This window comes from Methanosarcina acetivorans C2A (assembly GCF_000007345.1).
Taxonomy (GTDB): domain Archaea; phylum Halobacteriota; class Methanosarcinia; order Methanosarcinales; family Methanosarcinaceae; genus Methanosarcina; species Methanosarcina acetivorans.
This window is the reverse complement of the sequence record NC_003552.1, coordinates 1,948,689-1,972,545: the sequence shown is the minus strand read 5'-3', so window position 1 is coordinate 1,972,545 and position 23,857 is coordinate 1,948,689. Positions and strand designations below refer to the sequence as shown.

The 23,857-nt window shown below is 42.9% G+C and carries 11 protein-coding genes and 4 pseudogenes; 4 read left to right on the top strand and 11 right to left on the bottom strand.

Features of this window, described 5'->3' with window-relative positions:
* Positions 1-61: 61 nt before the first annotated feature.
* On the bottom strand, positions 62-2,722 hold the full coding sequence (locus MA_RS08530; RefSeq protein WP_011021650.1) for a PAS domain S-box protein: 2,661 nt from the start codon (positions 2,720-2,722) through the stop codon (positions 62-64).
* Between the two features lie 642 nt (positions 2,723-3,364).
* Between MA_RS08530 and MA_RS08525 the strand changes: the two genes are divergently transcribed.
* Positions 3,365-4,063: a hypothetical protein gene (locus tag MA_RS08525; RefSeq protein WP_011021648.1), complete on the top strand. Its 699-nt coding sequence runs from the start codon at positions 3,365-3,367 to the stop codon at positions 4,061-4,063.
* A gap of 19 nt (positions 4,064-4,082) precedes the next feature.
* Here the strand turns inward: MA_RS08525 and MA_RS08520 are convergent.
* Positions 4,083-4,836: pseudogene (locus MA_RS08520) on the bottom strand (IS5 family transposase).
* A 598-nt stretch (positions 4,837-5,434) separates the two neighbouring features.
* Here MA_RS08520 and MA_RS08515 point away from each other — a divergent pair.
* Positions 5,435-7,441, top strand: a complete 2,007-nt coding sequence (locus MA_RS08515; protein WP_011021647.1) for an alpha-amylase family glycosyl hydrolase — start codon at positions 5,435-5,437, stop codon at positions 7,439-7,441.
* 564 nt (positions 7,442-8,005) lie between these two features.
* Positions 8,006-10,189: an amylo-alpha-1,6-glucosidase gene (locus tag MA_RS08510; protein WP_048065174.1), complete on the top strand. Its 2,184-nt coding sequence runs from the start codon at positions 8,006-8,008 to the stop codon at positions 10,187-10,189.
* A 170-nt stretch (positions 10,190-10,359) separates the two neighbouring features.
* Here MA_RS08510 and MA_RS25235 read toward each other — a convergent pair.
* The 3 pseudogenes from MA_RS25235 to MA_RS25225 all read right to left on the bottom strand — a co-directional run.
* A pseudogene (locus MA_RS25235) lies at positions 10,360-10,741 on the bottom strand (transposase); the annotation flags it as partial.
* Between the two features lie 20 nt (positions 10,742-10,761).
* A pseudogene (locus MA_RS08500) lies at positions 10,762-12,369 on the bottom strand (IS1634 family transposase).
* A gap of 85 nt (positions 12,370-12,454) precedes the next feature.
* Positions 12,455-12,743, bottom strand: a pseudogene (locus MA_RS25225) (transposase); the annotation flags it as partial.
* A gap of 461 nt (positions 12,744-13,204) precedes the next feature.
* Here MA_RS25225 and MA_RS08495 point away from each other — a divergent pair.
* The gene (locus tag MA_RS08495; RefSeq protein ID WP_048066243.1) at positions 13,205-14,653 is read left to right on the top strand and encodes a homospermidine synthase; all 1,449 of its coding nucleotides are present in this window, start codon (positions 13,205-13,207) and stop codon (positions 14,651-14,653) included.
* A 524-nt stretch (positions 14,654-15,177) separates the two neighbouring features.
* On the opposite strand, the gene MA_RS08490 is transcribed toward MA_RS08495, so the two are convergent.
* The 6 genes from MA_RS08490 to MA_RS08465 form a co-directional block, all read right to left on the bottom strand.
* A complete protein-coding gene (locus MA_RS08490; RefSeq protein ID WP_011021642.1) occupies positions 15,178-15,573 on the bottom strand; it encodes a DUF6326 family protein in 396 nt (131 codons plus the stop codon).
* A 259-nt stretch (positions 15,574-15,832) separates the two neighbouring features.
* Positions 15,833-16,465, bottom strand: coding sequence for a class I SAM-dependent methyltransferase (locus MA_RS08485; protein ID WP_048065173.1), 633 nt, complete (start codon positions 16,463-16,465; stop codon positions 15,833-15,835).
* Positions 16,466-16,502: 37 nt separating this feature from the next.
* On the bottom strand, positions 16,503-17,354 hold the full coding sequence (locus MA_RS08480; protein WP_011021640.1) for an AAA family ATPase: 852 nt from the start codon (positions 17,352-17,354) through the stop codon (positions 16,503-16,505).
* A 6-nt stretch (positions 17,355-17,360) separates the two neighbouring features.
* The gene (locus MA_RS08475; RefSeq protein WP_226990799.1) at positions 17,361-18,719 is read right to left on the bottom strand and encodes a nitrogenase component 1; all 1,359 of its coding nucleotides are present in this window, start codon (positions 18,717-18,719) and stop codon (positions 17,361-17,363) included.
* Positions 18,700-20,127: a nitrogenase component 1 gene (locus MA_RS08470; RefSeq protein WP_157860135.1), complete on the bottom strand. Its 1,428-nt coding sequence runs from the start codon at positions 20,125-20,127 to the stop codon at positions 18,700-18,702. The genes MA_RS08475 and MA_RS08470 overlap by 20 nt, the downstream gene beginning before the upstream one ends.
* A 148-nt stretch (positions 20,128-20,275) precedes the next feature.
* A complete protein-coding gene (locus tag MA_RS08465) occupies positions 20,276-23,821 on the bottom strand; it encodes a PAS domain S-box protein (protein ID WP_048065172.1) in 3,546 nt (1,181 codons plus the stop codon).
* Between the last annotated feature and the right edge of the window lie 36 nt (positions 23,822-23,857).

The following is a 23,857-nucleotide window of genomic DNA, read 5'->3' as shown; positions in this document are numbered from 1 at the left end:
GGACTTCAGAGTTTGGTTTCGCAGGAATTCGTGTGTTCGAATCGCACCTCTCACACTAATTTTATCCATTTTCTTGTGATTTTAAGCCTACTCGAGCCAGATTATCTTTTTCCGTCACTGTAAATTTCATAGTAAATTCTGTGCCATTGTTCCTTTTCAGTTCGAGCTCACCATTCATTTGATCGATAAGGGAAACTACCAGTTGCATACCAAGACTACCGAGATCTTCAATATCAAGATTGTCAGGAATGCCTACGCCGTTGTCTGAAACGGTTAGAATGAAGTTGGTGCTCTTACGGTTTTCGCTTTCAAATTCTGCGGATTCTTCCCTGTAAAGTTCGATTCGAATTTCTCCTTTGTCTCTCCCTATAAATGCATGTTTGAAGGAATTGGAAACAAGCTCATTAACAATCATTCCTAAAGGGACAGCGGTATCCATATCAAAGAAAACATTCTCTTCAAGATCAATGTTTAAGCTGATGTCAATATCTCCAAGCCTGTATGTCTGGAAAAGGTTCTCAACAAGTTCCTTAATATACGGCGAAAAGTTTAGTGTCTCAAACCCTCCACCTTTGTATAATTCTTCATGGATAAGAGCCATGGATATCACTCTATCCTGGCTTTCCCTGAAAGCTTCCAGAACTTCCGAATCCTTAATGTTCTCCCGGTTTTTGAATTGTTCAGCCTGGAGGTCCAGAAGGGAAGAAATTACCTGAAGGTTATTCTTAATTCTGTGATGGATTTCCTTTTTACGGGCAATTTCGATAATATTGAGAGCTTCTTCAGCTTTTTTGCGCTCGGTGATGTCTGTTAGCATACTCATAGCGCCTATATACTTACCTTCCTTATCAAAAAGAGGTTTAGCATTTAGAAATGTCCAGAGGGATGAGCCATCTTTACGTATTAATTTTAATTCATAGCTCTCACTTATTCCCTGCACCCTCTTTTCCAAGTTCATTTTGACAACAGGTTTACATTCTTCACTGATGAAGCTCCATATCGGTCTGCCAACAAATTCTTCCAAAGTATACCCGAGCATGTCTACCATTTTTTTGTTAACGTAAGTGATTATGGATTCTTTGTCAGTTATGAGTATAATTTCATTTGCTGTCTCAACGATATTTCGGTACTTTTCCTCACTATCCCGCAGTTTCTCTTCTGCTTGTTTTCTCTCGGTAACGTCAATGTCCATCTTGAGGATCATGGGAGAACCATCAACATCGGTAAAGGGGAAACTGTAGACATCAATCACGCTTCCTTCCGGGATGGTAACTTCCCAATGATGGGACTGACCGGTTTCAAGTACTTTGTATGATTCACAGAACTTACAAGGCTGTGTACTCCCAAAACAATGTTCATAACAGTGCCGACCTCCGGACTCGCCGAACTTTTCACGGAAACTGCGGTTGGCAAAGGCAATGTGATGGTCAAGTGTTAACAGGCATATCATTACCGGCAGTGTCTCCAGAACATCAAAGAGCCGCTGCCGTTCAGACTCGACAGCTTCGGCAATCTTACAACTCAATTCAGTCTCGCGCAGCATCTCCTCAGCCCGTTTAAGCTCAGTGATGTCAGTTTGCACGCCATCCCATACCGTTCGGCCATCAGGTAGCCGGCGAGGACGGGAGTGCAATCGCATCCACTTCACCTGGCCATCAGGTAGCTGGGTAGGTATTTCCATGTCAAAGTCAGACAGCTCGCGGGCACTGCGCGCCTCGGCTTCGACGAGCTGTTCGAAATACGTTTGCGGGATTTGCCGGTGTAGCGTGCCCGGATCGCTAAGCACATCTGATACTTTAATGCCGTTGAGCCGCTCTATGCCTGCGCTGATGTACAGGAAGCGAACACTGCCATCGGGCTCATGGGCATACTGATATACCGCACTGTCCGGCAGGTTATCGCCCAAAAGGCGTAGTTTTTCCTCGCTCTCACGCAATGTGTTTTCAGCCTTCTTTCGCTCAGAGATGTCCCTGATGACCATGACAACTTTTGTAAGGCCGTTCTTATCTTCGAACAATGCACTCGATATCTCACTTGGGAAGACAGTACCATCTTTCCGCCTGTGATTGAGTTCTCCCCTGAACCTGCCAGCTCTGGCTCTTTCATCCAGTACAGACTTAAGCCTTGGATCAGACGTATCCACAGTACCGTTTCTTCCAGCCCGGATAAGCTCCTCTTCTGTCATCCCAAACATCTGGCAAGCGGCTGGATTGGCTGCAAGAATAGTTCCGTCTGGAACTGTAACAAAAATGCCATCAAGACTATTATCAAATATTGCCTTATATCGGTTCTCACTCTCCAGCAACGCCTCTACAGCCTGCTTGCGATCAGTGATATCTCGGATGATGGCGACTGTTCGAGGCTCTCCGTTGCTATCTATAAAAAATGTCGTGCTTACCTCTCCAGGAAATGTAGTTCCATCCTTGCGCCTGTAAGTAAGCTGCGCTCTTGCTGATCCAGAGTGAGTACGTTCATCTAATAAAGCTGATAGCGTCGGTTCTTGCAGGTCTGAAATTGCATCGCATTCTTTGCCAACAAGCTCTTCTTCCGTCCATCCGAGCATACGGCAAGCTGCTGGATTAGCTGATAGGATTTTCCCATCATCCCTTGGATCGGTCAGGATAATACCATCCATTCTATGATCGAATATCATCCTATAGAGCTTTTCACTCCCCTGCGATTTCTGATCTATACTACCATTTCTCATATTCTTCTCTGGCATGGATAAAGAATCAAAATCTACCCCAATATTTTCGCTTTATCTGAGCATTCAAACTTTATCAGTTTTAATCTATGCACAAAAGCAAATATTATAATTTGATACTTATATACAGTCTTTTTTATATAGAAACGATGTGATAAATATCTTGCCTGTTAGATTTACTGGAATAAGTCCGTATTTCATTTTTTTATGCCTGAGAAACTTCTTCAAAGAAAGTTCAAAAAATAAAACAATTTTTTTTGGAGGAATTAATATGCAAAAGGTGGAATCGACTGTTTTTCATTTTTTATGCATTATATACATCTTTTCCATATCTTCAATTTTAAAACAAAAAGGCTTGGATGAGATAGGTCCATATGTTTTTCAGAGTTTGGTTTCGTAGGAATTCGTGCGTTCGAATCACACCTTTCGCATTAAACTTAAGGGATGTAGCTAACAAGAAAAAATAGAACTCTTTGAAAAAATGAATAAACTAGGCATAAAATAGCAAATATTAAAAGTTTTTACATTACATTAAAAACTGCGCTTTATATCCGAAAAGCAGGTATTAAGCAAATAAAGATTGCGCATGATACGTTTTAAGTGGAATAAATCTAGAGCCCTTACGGAAAGTTTATAGAAACGCAATATATTATAAGAATTGTGACAACTGATAAATTGTTCGAATCATTAGAAAAAATTGTAGAAAAATCTCAAGATTATCTTGTGATAGGCTCCCTGTCTTTTCTTCCATTATTAAAAAACTACCGAGAACCAGGTATTGATTTGGATATTTCAATTGAAAAAGGGTTATTTTATCGTAGAAAGAATATTGTGGAAGCAATAGGAAATATTCAAGTATTAAGATTAAATGAAATTGCTGTTGCAAACAAATCATTCGTTTCAAAATTGATCTCTCCAAAAACTGATTTTATCCACCTTGAGACAAAAGAGGGGTTATTGGATATACAATTATATGAACATAAAAAGGAATCAATAGAGATTAAGTTAGGAATGGGCTTCAGTTTATCTCTTCCAAACTCAATCATTAAAAGAAGTAAAATACTCAAATGGAAAGGACACTCTTACAGGGCAGCACCTTTAGAATGGATGTTTGCTACAAAATCAGTAGAATACTTGCAAGCCAAAGAAGAAAACAGGCTTAATGATTTCATGAAAACAAAACATTATAATGATTTGAAGATGATGGCAACTATTGTTGATTGGGACTTCCTAAAAGACTTTTTAAAAGATTTGGAATTGAAATGGAATGGTTTTAAAGTTCCAAGATTTATTGACAAAAAAATAAATCCACTATATTCCATAAATATAAAATTATTAAAAAGAGATTTACTACAATAACGGATTCCCGATTTAGAGCCTATCCGAAAAATCCTGCTGCTCTGAAAGTTATCCATACGCATGCGAAATATAGCATTGCTAGGTAATTCTCAATCTTCTTTTCCCATCTAATAAGCAGTCTTCTGAATCTGTTCAGCCATGAATGTGTCCTCTCCACAACCCACCTTCTTGCCCTGTAACCTGGTATATCTATTCTTATGTTTTCTTCTCCACGTCTCCTGATATGGGCAGTATAACCATACTCTTCAACCAGTTCTCTGATATCAGGAAAAGCATATCCTTTACCCATGAAGATATTCTGAATTCTTCTATGTGCAAGCCTTTCAATTATTATGGCATCAAGCTTCCCTTTTACAAGCATTTTATCGTGGCTATTTGCTCCATCCACGACAACAGAAAGTGGTATGCCCTTACCATCAATCAGTTAACAGGCTTCTTTTTGTACCTTTTTTGCCATGATCAGTAGGATTCGTTCCGGTCCCACCTCCACCCAATGGTGCTTTTGTCATAGTTGCCACATTTTCTCAAATAAGCCTGCTCTTTGCCATTCCTGAAATCTATCATATACGGTGCTTGGTGTTCCGTAACATCGTGGCAACGCTTTCCGTTGACAGCTTGTGCGAAGGAGATAGAAAATGGTTCATTATTTTCCGATCATTCTCTCGCGGTCTTCCAGCCTTCTTTTTAGGTTTGGGCAATGGGAGTAAAGCTTTTATTTTAGTCCAGAATTCATCAGATATCTCGTAGTCGTATCCTGTTTTTCGTTTTCTCACTATCAAACATTACCATGAATCGTAAGCCAAATACTTTTCGGATAGGCTCTAAGTTCTTATTAACTCTATTTTTGTTAGTCCATCTTTATCAGATGATATTTTGAAAAATCTGAATATCAGCAGTCCTTTAAATTTCACTATAATCGGAGAGTTTATTTTTTAATTTAAACCTTATTCCTTCTTTTCTTGGAGAGTATTAATGTCCTTCAGAAAGAGATGTTTAACGCTTGATTGGTTGAAATTATTTTTGAACTTTTAACAATTTATTGCCAACATTTTAGTTTAAATGTATAAATCTGTCCCAATTACGGAACTAAATTTATTTATTAAGACCTGTTCTTAGCAGGCTTATTTTTGGCTTGTATGATTGCCCCATTGTAGGATTGTACCTTCTAAAAAAACATTAGCATCCAACATTAGACAATAATAAAAAAATGAATAAATACATTAAGAAGTACGTAATAAAGAAACAAAGTCATTTTATTATTTTTGTTGTCTTATGCTACCTAAGAAGATTGTTAGAGAACTAGAATTAAAAAATAGAGGCGATTATCATGGATTTATTTGATTTTGCACCGATCTCAAGAGAGGGTGTATAATGGTATATGAAACATCAAAACAACTTGAAATAGATTCTGAACCATTATTGGAAAAAGTCTATGGAGAAGACAAAGTAGTTGAGATGTTTGCAAATACTCTGGAAATTGTTGAAAGAGCCGGACCAGAATGTACAACCTCTTTAAAACAACTTGAAATAGATATTAAACCAGCATTGGAAAAGGTCTATGGAGAAGACAGAGTAGATGAGATGTTTGCAAATATTCTGGAAATTATTGAAAGAGCCAGATCGGAACGTGCAGCTTCTTTAAAAATGGATGATCTCACAAGAGATTGCAGCTGGTATAAAGATGAAATAATGTACACGTTCTATGCAGATCAATTTGGTGTAAAAAATAAAAATACTACTAATACATTTAAAGATTTAATAGAAATGCTCCCTTATCTTAAAGGTTTAGGAGTGACAACACTATATATTTTGCCTTTTATGGATTCTCCGATGGGTGACGCAGGTTTTGATGTCCGAGACCCTCAAAAAGTTAGAGAAGACCTGGGTGGGATTGCTGAGTTTGATCAGTTTATGGCAGAGGCGAAAAAATACGGATTTAAAATACAGGCAGATCTAGTATTGAATCATTTTTCGGATCAGCATGAGTGGTTTCAAGACGCTTTAAACGGTGACGTCAGTAAACTGGATTATTTCATATTTCGCAAAGAACCACCGAAGTATGAACGCTCGCAAAAAGGAACAATAATTAAATATTTTGAAGAAGACGGAGTCCCTCCATCAGAAAGAAGGATAGTTTTTGCTGATGCCAGTGAAGAAACTCACTACAGGAAGGTCGATATCGGCGGAAAGGATTATTATCTTTATCACACATTCTATCCTTTCCAGCTTGATATAAACTGGGAAAATCCCGAAGTTCTTTACTATGTGCTGGAGAAAATAATAGCTTTTTGGAGCAATAAAGGTATAGACATATTTAGATTAGATGCTATTCCTTTTCTTATAAAAGAAAAAGGTACAAATGCTGAAAATCAGCCAGGGACCCACTGTATAATCAAGATTTTAAGTTCATTTAATCAGGCGATAGGTCCCAGATCGATTTTTCACGCTGAAGCCTGTGAGCCCCCAAAAGAAGTTCTTAAATATTTTAGCAAAGAACGCGTCTTTAATATTTACGGAGGCGAAAATTTAACCCGGACAGATGGGGTTCAAGTTGCTTATAATTTTCCGTATATGCCTGCAATCTGGGCAAGCTTAATTACAGGAAGTAATGAATATTTTTGGAATGTGCATGAAGAAACTCCTTCTATTCCTGAATCCGCTGCATGGGCTCAATTTTTAAGAGTACATGACGAATTGACTGTTGAGATGGCTGATACCGGTACCCGAAAAATTATTTATGATGCATTACTTTCGAAGGGTAAAGATTTTAAGGGTCTTGGAATTAGTGGCAGAATGGCTAATTTCCTGGACAAAAATCCAGCGAAAATCGGTCTCGCTTTTGCTATACTTCTTTCTCTTCCCGGGATACCTGTAATTTATTATGGAGATGAAATTGGAGCCGAAAATAACACAAATTATGGAGAAGAAGCTGGAAATAAGCGTAAGGAAGTTCTAAATAAAATAAATACAAACTTTTGTTCTTTTGATAGTCGAGATATTAACCGCGGCCCTATCTTAAAGAGTGACTTCTATAGTTCAGAGAAAGACAATGTAATCCATAAAACAGTCAAGAACTTAATAGAAGTGCGAAAAGGGATGTCTGTTTTAGGAAGAGGAAAATTATCCAGGTTAGAATCAGACAATAAAGAGATTTTTTCCTATCTAATAGATAGTGACGATCAATATGTGATTGTTGTAAATAATTTATCTGGAGAAAAATTAGAGACTTCTCTTACATTATCAAATGATTTAGTTGAAAAGATAGATAAAACGACAGGTATGGTAAATCTTATTGATCGTGGAAAAATAAATGTTTGTTTAAAATGTAAAAAATTAATTGTTTCTCTTGAGCCATATCAAACCTTGTGGTTGAATTAGTCCCAAAACCTTTAATCCTAAATTAAAATGAAGAAGATGGTAGATGCAGATGTTAGATGCTATGGTTTCTTTTTAAGGAAACTGAAAGTTCCGGATAAACAGACAAAGTAAGAATACTAACAGACAAAGCAAAAATACTTTCCTGGATACGATTAATTGTATTTCCCCCTGTGTCGAATTCAAGCATATCGGCTGTAATCATCGTCTGGTGGGTTATCACGACCGGCAAGGAGTATCCAGTACTTGCCGATAATGAGTTGCCAGTTGAAGATATCAACATCACTTATTAGCCAGGCAAGTGCACAAAATAGGTGAGAATGAATACTTACTCCAAAATCTGTACAACTTTTGGATCTTATGAAAAACAAGCGTTTATTGAGATTGATTTCATATGGAAAAAGCTCTGCTTACGCCAATGACAGTGGATGACAGTTGAAAGCATATGCTTTGGATGTGTGACCAGTCTGACCATTCGGTTTTTGTGAGAAGCGACCTGAAGGCAGAGAATGTCCTGAAGGCTGCCACCATTATATAAAAATTATTATCATGTTGAGAGGAATTTGCATGCTAGAGTTTTCTGAACGAGAGAAAATCCCCGAAGCATGGGACATATACAAGAGGCATACCCTATCCAATAGCATTATCAACAGTATGGTCATACGGGACGACGAGCTGACGCTCGTAATGCAAAAGAATGGCGAGATACCTATTACAGAAAATTACGGATATGGTCTCTATTACCATGACTGCAGGTACCTGAGCGGTTTTCTCATGCGACTCATGGACATGCCTCCTACGCGGGTTCTGTCCAGTGACGTGAAAGGTTTCAGATCGACGCTTATGGTCACCAACCCGGAACTGAAGGATTGCACGGGCACCACTGTCGCCAAAGAAACGCTCCTCGGCACCATTGACACTGTCATAACCGGCTGCATCCGGCATAGCCAGACCATCCGGAACTTCAATACGTTCCCTGTGACCTTGAACCTTACTTTTGAATTCGACGCAGATTTCGCAGACATGTTCACCGTTAGGGGCATCGCCCCTCCGACCTCTGGAGAAGTGTTGCCGACCAGGTTTGATGGTAAAAACCTTTACTTATCCTACGAGGGAGAGGACAAGCATCGACGCAACACGATCATCGCATTTGATCCATTGCCCGTAAGGGTCGAAGGGAAAAAATGCACATTCGAGCTGAAGATAAACCCCCGCGGATCACAGACGGTAAATCTGGAAATCTCCGTCGAGGATATTGAGCCCGGCCAGGAACCGGGGCGACCAGTGAGAAATCCAGATCAGCAAATGAACCAGATTATGAGCTCCTACATTGCTGCCCTCGAATACTGCGACAACATACCGACCAGCAACAACATTTTCAACAGCATCCTGGTGCGCTCTCTTGCCGACCTGAACATGATGCGCATGAGCTTCAACGGAGAAGTATTTCTTTCGGCAGGGGTACCCTGGTACGATACGCTATTCGGGAGGGATAGCATCATCTCGGCGCTCCAGCTATTACCGTTCGAGGCAGAACTGGCAAAAAGCACACTGCTGGTGAATGCAAAATTCCAAAGCGACAGATCAGATGACTGGAGGGACCAGGATCCCGGTAAAATGCTTCACGAGCTGAGGCAGGGCGAGCTGGCCAACCTGAACCTTATCCCGCATACGCCATACTATGGCACCGTCGACTCCACGCCCCTGTTCCTGATTCTCCTGATCGAATATGTGAACTGGACGGGGAACATCGAATTGGTCAGGCAGCTGGAAGGCAACGTGGACCGGGCCCTGGAATGGATCGATGTCTATGCCAATATGGAAGGAAATGGCTTTGCTTACTACGCGGTGAAATCCCCATTGGGCATTTACAACCAGGGATGGAAAGACTCTCCCGACTCTATCAGCCGTTCAGATGGCACGCTGGCAAAACAACCGATCGCCGTTGCCGAAGTACAGGGATACGTGTACATGGCAAAAAGACGCCTTGCGCCACTGTTCAGGCAGCTGGGCCGGGAAAGCGACGCGGCCAGGCTCGAAAAGGAGGCCGTGGAACTTAAAGAGAGATTCAACCGGGAGTTCTGGATAAAGGACAGGCAATTTTTTGCCCAGGCTCTTGATGCAGAAGGCGTATGCGATGTAATATCGTCGAACCCTGCGCAGTGCCTGTGGACAGGAATCATCGATCAAAAATATGTAAAATACCTGGTCGACAGGATCTTCAGAGACGACATGTTCACCGAATGGGGCATCCGCACGCTATCTTCAAAGGAGCAACGGTACAATCCGCTAGGATACCATAACGGCACGGTCTGGCCACACGACAACGCGATCATTGCCATGGGCTTGAAAAAATATGGGTTCATCAATGAGATGTCCTTATTGTTCACGGGAATATATGAGGTGGCCAGGATGTTCGAGGACTACCGGCTGCCGGAATGCTTCAGTGGGCTGACTCGCTCGGAGTATGGCATCCCCGTGAAATACCCGATAGCCTGTAGCCCGCAGGCGTGGGCGTCTGGAACCATCCCATTTATGCTAACTGCCAGCCTGGGAATAACTCCCGACGCCCTGAATAACCGGCTAATCATCAACAAGCCCCATCTTCCTCCGTGGCTGGATAACGTGCAGTTCAACAACGTGAAGGTCGGCAACACACTGACAGATCTGAATTTCAGGAAGGTCGAGTGCGAGACGCTGGTCAACGTATCAAAGAAGAGCGGGGACATCAATGTGCTCATCGAGTATTAAGCGTCCGGGAACTAAGAGCATGTCTTAATTATTCTTTTCCCATTAGCTCGATGTTTTTATATTACCCAGCCTTCTAACCATTAAACGGACCATGCTTCAGATATCAATTTTTGACCTGATTATGTCAAGAATTCGTAATCCTTACTTAAATGTCAATATCTATCTAATCATCCAAATGTACGCTCTACTACCCATCTATGAGGAAGTACCTGGAAAAACTCGTATTATCGCTGCGCTTTACTATCTCCAATATCCACCCACAGACTGAATTTACCCAATCAATCAGCTGTCCTGAATAACCAGCATCAGCCCAAATAAGCTGTGTATTCGGAGGAATGTCCCCTTGACTTGCTCCAGAACAAGTTTAGCACCATCTCGATCCTGAATATCTGCTGTATGAACCACAATCATCAACAATAGCCCGATTGTATTCACCAGAATGTGGCGCTTTCCCCCTTTAATTTTCTTGCCAGCATCATAACCGCGTACTCCTGGTGTTTCTGTAGTTTTAACTGATTGGCTGTCTAGAATTGCTGCACTTGATTCTGGTTCCTACTTTCCGCACTATTTTTTCACATATAATATTTTTCGTACTTTTCTCCCATCAGTTTCAGCACCTTAATGGTTTCCTCATCTAGATTCAATACCTTCTTTATCCTTTTTCCATCAATTTCGATCACTAATTCTGTTATTCTTCTGAACAGGAAGAATACCCATTTCATTGTTGGAGTCTGTGTTTTCTTCTTAACCTGGTTTCTAATAGCTTCTTTTGCTTCTTCCAATCTTGTTCTCAGTTTCCACTCAGCTATTGAATACAACAATAAGCACAGAACCATCACCATTGCAAGTGCTTCTATTCTGGACTCTTTTTTCAGGTATACCTCAGACACTCTGAAACTCTTATCTTTAAGGAACCTGAACCCTCTTTCAACTGTTCCCTGTTCCTTGTAGTATTCCAGGAGTTGATCTGGAGTCAACTCCAGATCATTGGTTGCAAGAATGAACCTTCCTAACTTTGCTCGTCTTTCCTGTACTTTCTCCCGATCATGTTTAATCTCTGCTTCTATCATGTAGAAAGTCTGTACCTCTTCATCTTTTCTTGGTCTTCCTTTCTTGTTTTCAAGCCTGTGAGACTTAGTTTTTATATCAAGTTTTGTGAATTCATACGATTCATTCTCTTTCAACCATTGTTCAGCAGCCATTCTTGCGTCAGCTTCACAGGCAAATTCACGATTAGAAAGCTTTTTAAGGGATTTTTCTGCTGCTTCAAGCTCCTTAATAATCTTTTCTTCAAAAGTCTTCTCTTCCTTCTTTTTCATTTCCTCTGAACAGAATACAACCCATAACTGTTCAACTCCGCCATAACAGGACTTTGTAGAATAGCAAGAATAACGTTCATCAGAGCATGTTTTCAGAATTAAGTCGGCTATTAAGAGTTCCTTTGCTTCATTGATGGTTGCAGGAGCTCTCGATATAAAAAAAGCGTTAGTTCCTATTTCTTTCACATTATCTTCAGTATAAAATGCACTGTCTGCAACATGGTAGACTCTTTCATCAAGATTCAGGTTCTGTGTTAGTTCCTTTATGGTTTTGATGAGAGCTTTCTTGTCGGAACTGTTGCCATCTAATGCTCTTACGAAAAGAGGAATTCCTTTCTGGTCAGTAACCATGGAAATGGAAAAACGAAGCAAGTCGACTCTTTTGTCTTTTGGATGACCATAAGTAATGTTGATAGTTTTGCCATCATCGTTTTCATAGTCACCATAAACACTGAAATTAGTAGTATCTGTATGACAGAAACGGGGATTAATGGGAACATGTTTCATAGCTTGCAGAATTATATAGTTGAAGAGTTCGGTTGCTCCGTGTTCATAGATTTTATCCAAAGTTCTGCCAAAAACATCGTCATTAAGGTGTTATGGGAGAACACCTTCTCCCAGTAACCTCTCAGTGGGTAAATTTTCAAAAAAGTTTGGAAACAGGTAAAGACGGCGCTCAGTGAATCCTAAACCGTTAATGCACATTGCCTTGATAACAGTAGAATGAGGAATGTTATGGCCACTTTTCTTGGGAAGGAGAGTGTCAATCAAATCTGAAATATCAAGCTCGTCAAATACGCCAGCAATAAGACCATAATGACCAAGATGAGTTGTAGATTCAGAGCTAGGGGAAAGAGTCATCAAGGTAAATGAGAAAAGATTTTATAAAAAATAATTGGAAGATTAAAAAATATAAAATCCTGAAATTTTACTGCGGAAAGTGCGCTGGTTCTCTACCATATGCAGTTCTCAGTTCAGTCCTGAGTGCAGCATTTACACGCTCCCCATAATCCATTAAGTCTCCAAACACGGAAATAATGGTAAACAGTTTTCCAATGCGGAAATTCGTGGGGTAACATTCGCCATGAACAAACGGAACGTAATAAATAGAAGATGGCATTCAATATTTCTCGATAAGAATGAATGCGTTTTCGACCTTGATTAGTATTATGAATAGGAAAATGAGGTTTAATTATTTCCCATTCTCTAAAACTGATTTTGTCATCTGTTGGCATGTTATTAAGATATAATAGGCCTTTTTCCTAACACTTTTATGAAAAACAGGAAATTAATAAACAGACACACTATTGGTTAATCTGCATCAATATTCTAGATCAAAATTTTTAGCTTATGATTTATTCCTTTTCGTGAAAAATCATTTTCATCACATCCAGCATATATTTATCAATTCAGAACTTTACTTTTCATATCTGCACCCTATCTGTTTTATAAAGAATATCTCTTAACCAGTGGTCCAATTGGTATGCAGTCCTGGAAAAATTTTAAAACTTCATCAGGATTGGAATAAAAACAAAAAGTTTTAATAAGATGTATTATGACCGGGAGAAATCTTGTTCAGATTTTTTAAGAATGTGTAGGATGACTATCTTTTCAGGCAGGAACATTTACATATAATTGAATAAGTAAGGTCGTTTTTGGGAGAAAAGTTATATCTATGCCTTGCGTTTACGAAACCATGAAAAAAAAGTTTTCCAATAAAATCCTCGTTATTGGTTATGGATCTGTTTCGCAATGCACCCTCCCCCTTTTGCTGGATAAACTCGATGTTCCGCTGGAAAACATTACCCTAATTGATTTTGAAGACAAATCAAAAGCTCTGAAAAAGTATACTAATCAGGGATTAAGATTTGTCTGTGAAAAGATTAACCCTAAAAATTTGGATCAAGTTTTGTCACAATACATGGAAGATGAAGGTTTGATCATTGATCTTTCATGGAATATCGATGCCAATGACATCCTTACGTGGTGCCATAATCATAGTGTACTGTACGTTAACACTTCGGTTGAAGTATGGGATCCTACAGAGGATTTTTTGACCAGGAGTCTATTGGAAAAATCACTTTATTTAAGGCAAATGAAATTGCGTGAACTTTCCCGTGATTGGAAAGATTCACCGACTGCTGTTGTTGACCATGGCGCAAATCCTGGCCTGATAACTCATTTTGTGAAGCAGGGCTTGCTGGATATTGCTGCCCGGACCTGTGCCGATAAGAAAGTCTCTCCCGAGGATGAACAGGAAATTGCCCTCCTTGCAAAGAACAGGGATTTTGCCCGCCTGGCTCAGAAACTGGGAGTCAGGGTGATCCATTGCAGCGAGCGGGATACTCAGGTCGCAAACCGGGCAAAGGAAGTAAATGAATTTGTAGGGACATGGAGCATTGAAGGCTTGAGGGAAGAAGGAACCGCTCCTGTCGAAATAGCTTGGGGAACACATGAGAACAAATTGCCTCCCCTCACGCATATGCCGCCTTACGAACCGAAAAATGTGATCTTCTTACCCCAGATGGGCATGAATACATGGGTCAGATCGTGGATACCGGATGAAGAAATCGTAGGTATGGTGATCCGTCACGGCGAATCATACGGCCTTTCAAAACTGTTAACTGTCCGGGACAATGACGAGGCGGTCTATAGACCCACCGTACATTATGCTTATATGCCCTGTCATGATACCCTTTCCTCTCTTTGCGAATTGCGGGGCCGGAACTATGAGCTCCAGCCCAGACTCAGGATAATGACAAACGAGATCGTTTCCGGCGAAGATATAATGGGGGCACTCTTGATGGGCCATTCTTACAATTCCTGGTGGACCGGAAGCGCATTGGGCATTGAAGAGACTAGGTCCCTTGCTCCAGGTCAGAATGCTACCACTCTTCAGGTAGCTGCAGGCGTTGTTGCCGCCATACTCTGGATGCTTGAGAATCCGCGAGAAGGCATTAAAACCCCTGAAGACCTGCCTCATGATTTTGTCCTGGATATTGCCAAGCCGTACCTTGGAAAATTTATTTCCACACCGTCGGACTGGACCCCGCTTAAAAATCGCAAAATACATTTCAAAGAAAATCCAGCCGTGAAACACGATCCCGATCCGTGGCAATTCGAAAATTTCCAATTTGTAGGTTAATCCTTGGGAAAACACTCCTCCAGGCAGACTGATGCCTGTCTGGAGGAGGTATAAAAGTAATTTACCTGTGTTCTCAAAGAACAGGATACGAAAGGATCCAAAAAGTACACAACTACATTCTAAAAAATTTAATCTTGAATACATGCCGAAGAGAAGAGAAAAATAAACTTCTGGATACCTGTAAGCCTCTATGAGAAGGTTCAGACTCCGGTTTCGCGGGAATTAGTGCGTTCGAATCGCACCTCTCGCATTAATTCTTTTTCAAGTCTTTTTCAAAAACAGCTTTTAAGCCTGATTCTTTCATGCATTTTCTTTTAGAATTCGTGAACTTTAGCCTTAATGTTAGCGAAAAACAAATTATCTTGAAGCCTGTTGTCGCCTTTCTACCACATTTATGCTATCAGCTCCTTACTCGCTTTTTAATTTAGTATTAACATAATAACTGCTATTTGGCATGAAAGTCCTTTCAATTACTTTCATTCTTTGGGCTTGTTATTTGAAGAATATCATGTGCATTTTATTGATCATGATGCCAGGCGGTGCTTCCATGCATACCATACGATTAATGCCGAAGCTACGACTGCTGAAAACGTCATTAGTGCTCCGCCCCAGTATGCAGACTGTGTAGCTTCAATTACACTAATGAACCATAGGATAGCAAAGACCGCGCCCACGATGATATTTAACCAATGATTCAGCGAATCTTTCAGGGTCAGGGATAGGAAAGCCATCATCATTGGAACCAACATTAAGCTTGCAAAGAATAGTATCATACCAGGGCTTATTTTCTGACCTTCTGCTTCTCCTGCCATTAGTTGTGCTATAACACCCGGTTCCATAAGCACTATTATCTGATGAGCCAAAAAGGCAATTGATGCAAAGAGCCAAAGCACTGAAATTTTTATCTTCCAATCTTCCAAGACTTCTGCCTCCTTATAGACATATAAAATTAACTATATCTGTTTGCCATTTTCCCTACCATAACTCTTCTACTTTCCACCCACAGTTTTAATGATATAACCTCTTTGTTATTCAAAGGTTATTTCTTTTAATTAATTTGACCGTCAGCGCTTTTTTAGGGATAAAATAGAAGTTTGTCGGCTAAAAGAAGAAGATAAGGAAAGAGGCTGAAGGAGAACAGAAAACGATCCTCATGTGCCGAAAATACCATAATTAAAATCAGCGCCTTTTAGACAACGCAGAAATGACATAATGTGATCCGACTATAGCTTTAATTTCTATCGTTTTTAGTTCCTGTATGACAAAATACGGTGAGAGAAGATCCCTTATTTCGGATTCCGAAGAGAAATACAGAGTTGTCCCAAGCTTCGTTTTTTGGAATTTACCTGCTTCGCCAAATTGCGGATCCTTCTCAGAAAAACAAACTGAAAAGTATAATGCTCCCGGTTTCAGAACATTACATACATTTTTTATATATTTCTCCCGATCTTCCGGAAAGATATGGTGCAAAAGTTCCCAGTCATAGCCAAAGTCAAAAGTCTCTTTTACTTCATGCAGGTCACCCAGGAAATCAGCGACAATAAACCTGCACCTAACTCCCTTTTTTTGTGCGTTTTCAGTAGCAATCTTTATCGCGGTAGGGGAACTATCGACGCCGGTTACCTCAAACCCCTGGCCTGCAAGGTATATCGCATCGTTGCCGGCGCCACAGCCGAGATCAATGGTCTTGCAGGGCCGGACTTTTTCACTTTGTACCAGCTCGACAAGCGCATCCGGAGGCATCTCACTATTCCAGGGAATTTTTTCAAGCGGTACCTTCTGGTAAATTTTGTCGATGTCGGCGTATTTCATGCGTGCTACTTCCGTGTTGATACTTCCGTAAAATGATTTATTTCTTATCTTTTACCAGACATTGCCGGTACATCGTCTCAAGCTCGGCAAGGTCATTTATCGGCGTAGGGATAACACGCGAATCGTTTTCTATGATCGCTTTCGCAAGATTCCGGAAAATTTCCGCCTCCTGAGAGTCGGGAGCATACTCTACTACAGGCCTCCCTCCCAGTTCACATGCCTGGATCACCGGACTCCGGGGGACGAACTGGACAAACGGGGTCCCCAGTCTTTTTGCAAATGCAGGAATGAACGCATGCTCGAAAGCCTCATCTCCGTTGCTATTGCAGATTATTCCGGCAAGACCGGCATCCCCACGTTTTGCGAGGCGCTGCACGGCCCGAGCAATATTGTTTGCTGCATAGATGCTCATGAACCCTCCGGAACAGATGAGATAGATCTCTTCTGCGAAACCTTCGCGGATCGGCATTGAGAAACCTCCGCAGACGACATCGCCAAGCACGTCGTAGATTGCCACGTCGATGTTGTAGGTAGAAAATGCCTTGAGGTCTTTTAGGATTTGCAGGGCTGTCAGGACTCCCCGGCCTGCACACCCTATACCCGGTTCCGGTCCCCCCGCTTCAACAAGGTAGATCCCGCCGGGTGACTTGAAGACGATATTCTTCAGATTGATCGCATACTCATCTTTTCCTATCCTTAACTGTTCCCGATGTTCTTCCAGCACCGCAGGAATAAACTTTCCTTCTGCAAGGATCCGCGTCGAATCCCTTTTGGGATCACAGCCAACCTGCATGACCGTATGTCCCATCTCATGCAATGCGGCAGATAGGTTCGAGGAGATAGTGCTCTTCCCTATTCCGCCTTTACCGTAGATCGCAATCTGTCTCATACTTCCTCACCATTTAGCTTCGTATCTCCTTTCTTTCGAACGCCAGCCCATCACCCACTCGTTCTGGACACACTCGAGAAGGTTCAGGATGCCGGTATACCCAAAGTATTCCCTGTTGATCATTCGGAACTGACGCATCATCCTGACCACTTCAACAACGTAGGCCACGGGAAGTCCTTCACTGGCATGTCGTTCGATCGTGCTACCGAATACGACCCTTGGCCTGACCTCCTGAAGACTTTTCCGGGTCTTATACACATCAGTTCCGTACACGACCTTCGGATTGAGCCCGAGACTCTTAAGTTCACCCTCAAGCAGTTCCCACACTGACCGGTGAGACGTGTATAGAGCAACAAGTTCAGGAGTCATCTCCATTTCCTCAGTGACAAAACGAACCAGCGGAATCCCTACCGTGGCATCGGCAACAATTGCTGCCGGGGTCCGGTACATGAACCGTGCCATTGGCCATTTGCGCCGGCAAGTTGCCATAACCATCCGTTCGCCTTCCGCAACTATCTCCTCCGCTGTTTTCAGTATATCAAACCGATCTCCCAGCGCGGTCAGCCAGCGCTGCGTGTTGGTCATACCTATGGGCAGAGGTATCCCTTTGCAGACCTGCTCGATGCCAAATGTTGCGGAAAGGTAATCTGCTGCTTTCTGCCCGGCATCATGACTCAGCAGGAGGGACGTCTCAGCAGATGCGATATTCTCGATTTCAGCAATAGGTGTACGATGTGTGAGTGTAGCTACAACCTTTATGCCCATCCTGAAAAGAACCTGTTTCACCCACGCAAGGTCTGCCGGCCAGGTCGGGTTGGCATTGGCATGGGGGGCAACAAGGCAAACCGAACCCGGTATCTTCTCAACATCATCTTTTACCAGTTTTTTCAGGATCGTATCCATTGCGATGTCGATTCCATCGTACTGCGATCCCCGAAACCCGGCACTTTCGATCGGGACAAGCCTGAATTTAACTTCCGGCTGCAGAGCCTCGCATACCCCTACAATATCATCACCCACGATCTCGGGTCCGCAAGCACTTAGCACGAACAGGGCGGAAATCGGGAGATCTTTTACCTCCCTGATAGTGCGGGCAAGTATATCTTCTCCTCCGTGCACGATCTCGTCAACGCAGAGTTTCGTACAGAGAGTCATTGTCTCCATGTAGTCGCACTCCTGCGAGGCGAAAGCGTTGTTGACAAGGTACTCGCATCCCTGTGGGGAATGGGCTAGAAGAGCGGAATGAGAGATTCCCAGCGCTGTCAGAGCAGCGCCGTTGAAAGCACAGCGGAGATAGGGGTCAGTGCACGCCTCCGAGGACGAGGTTGACGATCCGGCCATCTCTTTAATTGGTTCTTGTCCCATAGAGCATCCCTCTAAATAAGCGTGAACGTGGCAGGTCTTTGTTCTCAAGGGCCTGCCTGACTAGAGCAGAAATGTTCTTTATCCCCCGGAAGCCATACTGGGGTTGGAACGCAGGATTCATGAGTGTTAAGTTCACCACCGGACAGGGAGGAAAACGGCCGGAGTTCCCGAAGAAAATAGCATTATCATATTTCTTCACAATAGTCTCCAGCTCATCCTCGGTCTCTTTCGATGAACGGAAACTTCCCAGCCGGAAGAGTCCTTTTGTCAGGATAATCTCCGGGTTGACTCCCTCTTCCAGGAGGAATTTGATGCTTGGCATACGTTCCTTGATCGTATACGGGTGGACGTTGATCACGACAGGATGGGAGCCAAATTCTGCTACCATTCGTGCAAGGGAAAGCGCTCTTATAGGCCCTGGAAATTCCGAAATCTCTATAATAGCCGTTTTCCCGGAGAGAGCCTGCCTCAGGGATTCAATTTCTGGTTCTACTTCCTCCATCTCTCGTTCGATAACCTTAAGGGCCTCTGCCTCCATTCCAAGAGGTTTTGCCACACCGAGAATCCATTCTTTTGTGGCCTCAGGCCCATAGGGCTGGCCGGTCCTGCTGTACGGGATACCGAACCGTTCCTGCATCAGGTCACCCAGCTTCTGCCCCCAGTCAAAACACCATGATGCATTCAGTTCGACTTCCCTTGCGTGCCTGAGCTGTTCGACGGTGCATCCTCCCGCGATAATGGCGTTTATTTTTATTCCGACTTCACCGAGAAGACGTTCAATCTCATCCATATCCCAGTTGAATTCCGTAGGGGTAGGGCCCCAACGAGCCCCGAGGATATTGATCGTCCCTTTCATCTTGGTTTTTGGAGGTTCCATCAGCTCCATAATGAGTTTGAAAGCATCCTCATAGCCGCTTCGGAAATCCCCGCCGAAACCTTCGCTGCGGAGAGCAAGCACCCGGCAGCCTATCAGCTTTTCTGCCTCACGAGCAATGCTTTCGACATCATCACCGATGATCCCGGAACAGCAGCAAGAAAGAATGACTATAAGGTCAGGGTGATACTTAGCGTATGCTTCCTTTACCGCTTCCAGGAGTTTTCCTTCACCCCCGTAGATGACATGGCTTTCGTTGAGGGCGGTACAGGCTGTGGGCTCGAGCGGAATTCCACGGATCTCGCAGCACTCACGTGTCCTGACAAAATCCGACATGTACAGCGGACATCCGGTAGGACCGTGGACCAGGGGAACAACATGACGAATTCCACTAATAACATAGTACGAAGTAAAAAATTTGCACATCGGAGCGTGCGAAGCCTGTAGCTTGGGAATCATCTCGCCTGATTCCACTTTATCCAGTAACTGCTGCAAGTTACCGTGAAAAACTATGAAATCATTTTCAAGAGTCATAAAATATCTCATGTTGCATGGAGATAAATGTTTTTCTTATTATTATCGAGATCAACAGTGGAAGTGATATTCGGAATTCTGGTTTTCAAAGTCCGGTCTTGCAGGAGTTCGTGCGTTCTAATCGCACTCCCCGCATCCAGGTTATTTTTTATTCATTTTCCTGTGATTTTAAGCCGACTTGAGCCGGGTTATCTTTTTCCACTACTTTAAACCTTATAGTGAATTCCGTACCCTGCGCCCGTTTAAGTTCAAGTTCGCCATCAAGCTGGTCAACAAGGATATTTACTAACTGCAGGCCGAGCGACTCTGCACTTTCTAGTTCCAGATCTTCAGGCATTCCTTTTCCGTTATCAGAAATTGTCAGGCTGAAAAGGGATTCATTAGTATCATAATTCCTTTCTTCCCTGCAGAGATTGATTCGGACTTTCCCTTCTTCGATAAATGCATGCTTGAGGGAATTGGAAACTAACTCATTAACAATTATTCCTAACGGGACAGCAGTATCCATATCAAGGAAAGTGTCTTTTTCCAGGTCCATGCTCAGATTGATATTTTTGCTGCTAAGGTTGTAAGTCTGGAAAAGGTTTTCAGCTAACTTTTTAAGGTATACCGAAAAATCCAGGGTATCGGTCCCTTCTCCTTTATATAGTTCCTCATGGATGAGGGACATTGAGATTACCCTGTTCTGACCTTCCCTGAAAGCCTCTGTAACGTTTTTGTCCTCGAATTTCTCAGCCTGGAGGTCAAGAAGGGAAGAGATTATCTGCAAATTGTTCTTGATTCTGTGATGAATCTCTTTTATCCGGGCCTTATCCATCTTTTCCAGAGCTTCTTCAGCCTTTTTACTTTCAGTTATATCCTGAACTGTCCCTTTAATTCGAACAGGATTATTTTTCTCATCAAAAAGAACTTCTCTTTCTGAATGGACTATGCGCTCTTCTCCATCAGGTCTAACTATTCTATAATTAGTCGCATAGATTTTTCCGTCAAAAGCCTCCTTGGTGGAGTTATACACGTAGTCCCTATCGTCCGGATGTACATAACTTAAAAATTTATCATAATTTATGTCTTCTTGAGGGTTAAACCCAAAAATGCGGTACATTTCCTCAGACCAGTATGCTTTATCAGTTACAAGGTCATTATACCAGTTTCCAACGTGGGCCATTTTTTGGGCTTCAGCAAGGCCTCTTTCACTTTCTTTCAAAGAATTATAAGCCTCTTCAAGTTCAGCTGTACGTTCTTTAACTTTTTCTTCTAAAGTTTCATGTGCCTTTTTAAGGGCTTCTTCTACCTTCTTGTTCTCAGTGATATCGATTTGCACGCCGTCCCAGATTGTTCGGCCATCGGGTAACCGGCGAGGACGGGAGTGCAGTCGCATCCACTTCACCTGGCCATCGGGAAGCTGCATGGGTAATTCCATATCTACATCCGACAACTCTCTGGCACTGCGTGCCTTTGCTTCGAAGAGGCGTTCTAAATACTCCGGAGGAACCTGCCTGTACAGCGTGTCGGGATCGTGCAACACGTCCCGGACGTTGACACCATTTAGCCGCTCGATTCCTGAGCTGATGTACAGGAACCGGACATCCCCGTCGGGCTCATGGACATACTGATAGATTGCACTGTCCGGTAAGTTGTCGCCCAGGAGGCGCAGCCGCTCTTCGCTCTCACGAAGTGCCTCCTCGACCTTTTTGTATTTTGTAGTCTCACGTAGTGAGAAGACCAGACCCTCAACGTCTCCGCTGGAATTTTTGACTGGGGTCAGGCTCCAGTCCCAATAGGTCACTCCGCGCTCCGGCTGATCCGGGAAGACAAACGGCTTGTCCTTGTAGAAAACTTCTTTGCCGGTGTCTCGAACCGTCCGAAAGATCGCCTCGTTTTCTGCGTCAGGATACAGGACAAAATGATTCTTGCCGACCATCTCCTCCGGCTTCAACTTGCACGTCTCGGCATAGGCCGGGTTGACCCACACAAAGTTGAATTGCGGATCGAGAAGAACCAGCATAACGTCGGTGGTCTGCATGACACTTTCCAGCATGCTTCTTTCTCGGCTAAGCGCCTCTTCTGCCTTCATTCTCTCCTGTTCTTCCCGTTTTCTCTGCAGTACCTGTGCCACTGCCGGTGCGATAGCTTCGAGATCCTCCAGTTGCTCGCAGTTATAGCCGTTTTCACGGTTTGCGACCGCAATCAAGCCCACAGTTTTCCCTTTCTGGACAAGGGGCACTCCAAGAAATGACGTTAGAGGTGGATGACCAGGTGGCACGCCGATACTGTCGGGGTGTGACTGCGGATCGTTGGTAAAGAAGCTTTTCTCGTTGATAATGACACTGCCGTATAAGCCATGGACAATAAAATCACTTGGGGAACGGCGATGCCCGGTCTTGTCGTCCATAAGACACTGTTCCCAGGCCAGCTGGCTTTTTGCAACATCATGTAGTAGCCCATCAACGCCCATTTCATTAATGAAACCAAACTGACTGCCGGTAATTTCCAGAGCCACAGATAGACACTCATTTCCCAGTTCTTCTTCCGTTTTTGCCTGCACTACATTGCTGAAGATCCGATTTATTCCCTCTAGAATACGGTTATATCTGTATATCCTGCGTTCTTCTTGCTTGCGTTCGGTGATATCGTCAAACAGGGTATATACCTGGAAGGGCTTATCCTCTCCAGTCCGGAAAATGGGCACAGCATTAATGTTGATCCAGCGATAGCAGTTCTCCCGGAGATTGTAAACTCCCATCACCACATCCTGCACTTTCTCCCCTGTTCGCAGGGATACCATAGCCGGATGCTCGAGTCCGGGGAACGGCGAGCCGTCTTCCCGGATAGTAAGGTGCTCTTCGCCCACAGAAGAGCTGCCCAGGAACTCAACCGGAGTTTTGCCAAGAATTCTCTCAGCTGCGGGATTCATGGAGATTATCTTACCGCTGGCATCATGGTAGACCACACCTTGAAGCATGGTCTCATGTAAAAGTCGATGATGTTGCTCTGACTTGAAAAGAGCTTCACCTGCCTGCTTACGCTCTGTAATGTCGTTAAAGACCACAGCGAATAGATTACCTCCCATCGGACTTGCAAATACTTCAAACCACCTGTTAAGAGAAGAATTGTATTCTTCAAAGCGCATTCCCTTACCTGTGCGAACAACCTCTCTGTAGCGATCCAGCCATACCTGCTCCACGACAGGAAGCACTTCCTTGAGGTGCTTGCCAACAACGTGCTCGCGCCTGAGTCCCGAATATTTCTCATACGCGGGGTTGACATCGAGAAGAATAAAGTCGACAGGATGACCCTTGTCATCCAGGACGAGCTCACAAATCTGTACTGCTTCTCTCGTCAAACTGAAGGCATCCAGGTATATCTCATTCTCCCGAAGTTTTCCTTCAAGTTCTTTTTGGTCACTGATATCGAATCCAGAAATGGTTACGCATTCTTGTTGAAGTAAAGGGTGAAAAACAACCAGGTATACATTTTTTTCCACTTTGATTTCGATTTTTTCCGGGCTATTCCGGGAAATTACACTTTGCACGATATCTCCGATGCTCGGAGGCAGTTTTTCTCCTGTTTTGACACCCCATTTATGTAATAAGAGCTCACCCACCTTATTGGAATAAAGAACAGTACCGTCTTTTTTAACACTGAGGACAGGATTAGGGTTATTTGTCGGAAATTGCTCCATTTTTGTGTTCATGTTACCCTCAGACCCCTCTTTTAATGACAACATGCC